Genomic DNA, 4,750 nt, shown 5'->3' on the forward strand with positions numbered 1-4,750 from the left:
CGAATTAATCAGTGCTTCCCTAAATTGACGCTTACCCTCCATTGCTTTCGGTACCGGTATCAAGACCCTTTTTCGTGGAAAGGGTCTTTTTTTTTCAAAAATTTTCCATAAGAGGGGGGTCTAGAAATGGAACCTTTAACGATTGTAATACCAGAGGGATGAAAAGGCCTCTAGAGATGATGAATCTAATTTCCAAAATGCTCTCTTCCACATCCGCGGTAGAGGGGAGGGCAGGGGAAAGAGGAGACATCATGGAATTCCACTTTTCATCCTTCCGNNGGAAAACAGAAGGAAGCAAGAAAACAGAAGACAGAAAAGCAATAAGGAAGAGCGATCGCAGGACTTTCCTCTCTCTGACGACAAGATCTGAGCAGCACCCATGCAAATGAGAAGGCCAAGGCGCAGACGCCTGATTCATTGGTTGAATTTACCTGGATACTCCCCTGATAGGTTTTTCTGTCTTTTTTGCTGCATAATCTCGATTTCATTGTTTTTCAAAACCCGTCAAGTCCCCTGCCAATTTTTTAACCACCCATTTGCTCCGATTTTATCGGGGCCTTTTAGCTTGCTAAAGAAAATGGGCTATTTGGTTCCTTCAAGGTGGGGAAAAGAGTGAAAACATAGTTTCGAATTTCATGAAGGTGTGAAATTTGTCCTTCGAGAAGCTTGAAGCGATTTTTATGAGTAAAAAATGAGAAAAATATGACTTTTGGTCGAAAAAAGCCATGCTATAGTATGGCCAGCCGGTAAATACATACCGGAACGCGCTTCGGAGAAAGTAGATTTCTCATGAAAATTGCATATGAACACGACTATATTGATTCTCTTGTTTTGAAAGCACGGCAGGGCGATGACAGGGCGAAGGTGGATTTGTGCAAATGCTTCCGTCCGCTGGTGTACAAGCTTTCGAAAACGGCCTATGAGACCATTGAGTACGAAGACATGGCCCAGACTCTTTGGCTTGTATTTCTGGAAAAACTTCCTCTCTATGATGCAGGAAGGGGACTTCCTTTCCCTGCCTATATGAAGAGACATCTCACCTATGCGGCCTTGAATTACATGCGGCAGCATGAAATGATCCTGAAGCACAGCGGCATCAAAGATGGGGAAACGAAGGAGCTTCTCCTTTCCGGGGAAATCCGGTTGGATGGGGTTCGGCAGAACTGGTATGAAATAGGGGAGCCGTCCCTTTCCGAAAAGGAAGTGAACGCACTGATTCACGGATTCCATCTCACAAAGAGGCAGGAGGAGGTGCTCCGCCTCCGCATGGAGGGATACTCCTGGCTTACCATCGGTGAAATTTGTCACATTTCCTATAAGAATGTGTACAAGCACAAACGGAAAATCCAGGCCCTGGCCAGAAATGATGAAAATTTCAAAAAATATTTTGCCTGAGGGGGTCTAGAAAAGGAAGTTACCCCGATTGTAGTACCAGAAGGGAGAAATGAGAAACAGAACAACCCCGGCGGCCGAGGGGTTGAAAAATCTGTAAGTGGTTCCCTTCGGAAAGGGGAGCGAAATGAAAACGCTCAATCTTGTATTCAGAACATCCGGTAAGTCCACAATGACTGTCACCCTGGCCAATCCCAAGGACAGCCTCACCAGGGAAGAGGTAAACGCGGCAGCTGCCAAACTGATTCCCATTCTTATCACCCGCAGCGGTGCGGAAGTGACGGCGCTTGAAAAAGTCACCATTTCCACCACCACCACGGAAGAGTTAGCATAAGGAGGTAAGCTATCATGGCAGCAACAAAAAACATGACTGATATCAAACTTCTGGTAATCGTTGAAAACGGTACCACCGCAAGTGGTAAGAAAGCCACCAAGAACATTTCCTTCAACCAGATCAAGCTCAGCGCTAGAGACGATGAGCTCCTGGATGCAGGAAAGGCGGTGGCAGGCCTTCTCTCCGCCAGTCTCTCCGGCATGCGTCTGGTCAATACCTATGACCTCACCGATGCAGGATGAGAAATGAAAAAATCCCCGCTCACCATGGGCGGGGATTTTTTTATGTCTGCAGGAAATAAGGGATTTATGGGATTATGAAGAAATTTTCAGCCCATCATATTTGGCAGAATGTTGTGATATTTCATCCTATTTTGCTGTTTTCTATAGTTTTGTCTCTTCATCTTTATATGTATCAATAAAAAAGTTGAATAACCTTTGATTATGACGATAACTGGAGGCGTCTGGCCTGATAAAAATGCATAAACTTTACTTTTGTAAACATCCCATTTGATAGAATCTGGGCGATTATTATTTAGAGCAAAAAATGAAAAAAGAGGAATTCAGCGTTATCCAGTATATTTAAGCGGCTATCAAATTCTTTATGGAGGCCTGAGTTTTAGGAGACATAATAAATCTATTCTTTTAAAGAAAAGGGAATATTATACATATTATCGCATAATAACAATATCTACATATGGCAATAAAATACTATATGTAGCATCTACACTGTCAAATCTACTATACATAGTATGAGATTTCAACTATGTGATGATTTACTTTTCTGCATAAATAAGGTATCCTATGGTTAACAGATAAAATTAACCAATGAAATAACAGGAGATTTTATCTGTTGGGGCCGTAGAGTTGTAAGATGATGCTTTGAAAAAGTTCTACGAACAGGAGAAAGAAGATGGTTCATCAAGAAAAGCGGAATGAAGGGAAAGTTTATTTTATCAGGTAGATAAAAAGTCGTTTTTTAAGAAAGGAAAAATATGAGTACTACACAAAAGATTTTGAGTATTTTTCCGGAATTTTCTAATCATGGTATGAATTGCGGATGTAATATCCTTATCTTTGGCAATCAGGTGCCGCAGATGGAATATATGGCTATTAAGACGTATCTGAATAAGATGGATCGAAAATTCAGAAAAAGCGGACAGTCTATTCACCATGAAAATTTGTTTGACACGGCGAGGAGAGGACAGGCACTGGTTCTTCCTGAAGGAGATATCCTTCTGCCTCTGAAAATGGGTTCCGGGAAGAGAAACAACACCGGATACCTTTCCCTGGCCCATGTACGTTCCCTATACACCGATGGAGACGGCTATGCTACAGCTGTTCTTCAGTATGATGAATACAGGGACCACACCCTGTCCATTCACCTGCTATGCAAAGCAGAGTCGGTCATGGACAGAATAAACCGGGCCTTTCGCAGATTTCCGAATCTGGACAACCAATCCATCAGCCTTTCCGCTTTATCGATAGATAAGCTGGTCGATGAGTATATGAAACGGAAAAGGGGACCCCATCTGATGCAGAATGAGGGGTGGAATCAGTTCATCAAGGACTGTGCCAGCCATTACCGATACAAAACAAAAGAGGAAGTGCAGGCCCTTATTTCCTCCTGGCGGGATATGCTGAAGAATGCACAGAATGACGATGAAATCGAAGAAAAGGAACTCTTCCTTGACCGGTTGGAAATGGCCTGCATCGGGCTTCACGTTGTCTTCGCAGCTGATACGACCTATGAGACGGTCAAAGGAAATGGCACAGAAGCGTCTCCTGAAGTGCAGGTACCAAAGAAGGTCCGTCTTCCACAAAAGCGGATCAATACCGGGTGGGACGAAAAACTGTCATTTCCTGCGTTTGCTTCCATACATTTGGATGCCTTCGTAAAGGCAGTGAATGTTTCTCCTGTTATGGAAAGCATACAGCGGATTTCAGAGGGGTTAAGAAACATGGGCGTTTTGGCATCGCTTTCCAGAATGGCCAGGGATATGGGAACCATTTTTCAACAGGAATCGGTCTTGCAAAACTTGGGCAGCACAGAAATGCAGGGGATTTTGAGAAATGCCATGGGAAAGCCGTTGATTTCCACTGAACTTGCTGAAAGTTTGAAACATGCCATGGAACCACCTTTCATGGCAGCGGAAATATCGCAAACCATGCGCATGGCAGAAGAGGCAGCCGGAAATATCCCCTGCATATCAGGCCTTCTGATGAAGAATCCTGCCGACTATCAGCGCATTACCCGTCCCTTGGGAACCCTGGATCCTTCCTGCTTTTTCAATGCCGGACTGATTCACCAGGCAGCTTATACTTCAAAACTGGCAAGCTGCAGCTATTGGTCAAGGCAGATGGGCATAGCAGATGATGACAGCGATGAGTAAAATAAAGGAAGTCTGTGATTGATTCCCAAATAACCTGCAGGGAAAACTCTGCAGGTTATTTTTATTGGCAAATTAGAAATGAAATATAATTTTATAAAATGACAGGATTTGACATTGGCGTTTTGTATAATATAGTTATAATAAAGTCAAAGAAGATTGCCGGAGAAATGGAAAACAGCAGGACGGCATTTAACTGCGATATACTTTGTTATTACATGGAGGAAGCAGAAAAATGAGCGAAAAGCTTTTCTCAGCAAGAAGATGGAAGGACCCTCCTATTTACAGAGTGGTAAAAGTAGGAGGAAGTAAGGAAGATAAAATTAAAGGGATAAACTGGGGACTTAAGAATGGAGTTCTTACCAAAGAGGAATACGACCAACGCATGAAAGAAATCGAGGAAGAATTCAAAAATAAATAATTTACGATAGAAGCACTTACAGAAATGCAGGTGCTTTTATCTTTGCTATCAATGATAAGCAGGCAGGAAAACTGACCTATATACCTTCCTGTATAGGGGATGTTTCCAGTGTAGATATGAGCTTGTATTCACCCTATCATAATTGCCCTTTCAGGCAACGGAGAAGCCCCCTAAATAGCTTGCTATTCGCGTCGTCCCATTCCTTGCATTGCAT

The 4,750-nt window shown here is 43.0% G+C and carries 5 protein-coding genes; all 5 read left to right on the forward strand.

The window, feature by feature from the left end; all coding sequences use genetic code 11:
• Nucleotides 1-789 precede the first annotated feature (789 nt).
• The 5 genes from B2Y11_RS05590 to B2Y11_RS05610 all read left to right on the forward strand — a co-directional run bounded on the left by B2Y11_RS05590 (nucleotide 790) and on the right by B2Y11_RS05610 (nucleotide 4,536).
• Nucleotides 790-1,395 (forward strand): sigma-70 family RNA polymerase sigma factor, encoded by a 606-nt coding sequence (locus tag B2Y11_RS05590; RefSeq protein ID WP_291057153.1) that lies wholly within the window; start codon nucleotides 790-792, stop codon nucleotides 1,393-1,395.
• A 124-nt stretch (nucleotides 1,396-1,519) separates the two neighbouring features.
• Nucleotides 1,520-1,726, forward strand: coding sequence for a DUF2922 domain-containing protein (locus tag B2Y11_RS05595; RefSeq protein ID WP_291057155.1), 207 nt, complete (start codon nucleotides 1,520-1,522; stop codon nucleotides 1,724-1,726).
• A gap of 14 nt (nucleotides 1,727-1,740) precedes the next feature.
• Complete coding sequence (locus B2Y11_RS05600) at nucleotides 1,741-1,968, forward strand: DUF1659 domain-containing protein (protein WP_291057157.1); 228 nt, start codon at nucleotides 1,741-1,743, stop codon at nucleotides 1,966-1,968.
• 854 nt (nucleotides 1,969-2,822) lie between these two features.
• Entirely contained in the window at nucleotides 2,823-4,118 is a 1,296-nt protein-coding gene (locus B2Y11_RS05605) for a hypothetical protein (protein ID WP_291057159.1), read from the forward strand.
• A gap of 232 nt (nucleotides 4,119-4,350) precedes the next feature.
• Complete coding sequence (locus tag B2Y11_RS05610; protein ID WP_273096532.1) at nucleotides 4,351-4,536, forward strand: hypothetical protein; 186 nt, start codon at nucleotides 4,351-4,353, stop codon at nucleotides 4,534-4,536.
• Nucleotides 4,537-4,750: the final 214 nt, after the last annotated feature.

Origin of the sequence: Dialister sp. UBA1703 (assembly GCA_002320515.1) — a bacterium.
GTDB lineage: Bacteria > Bacillota > Negativicutes > Veillonellales > Dialisteraceae > Dialister.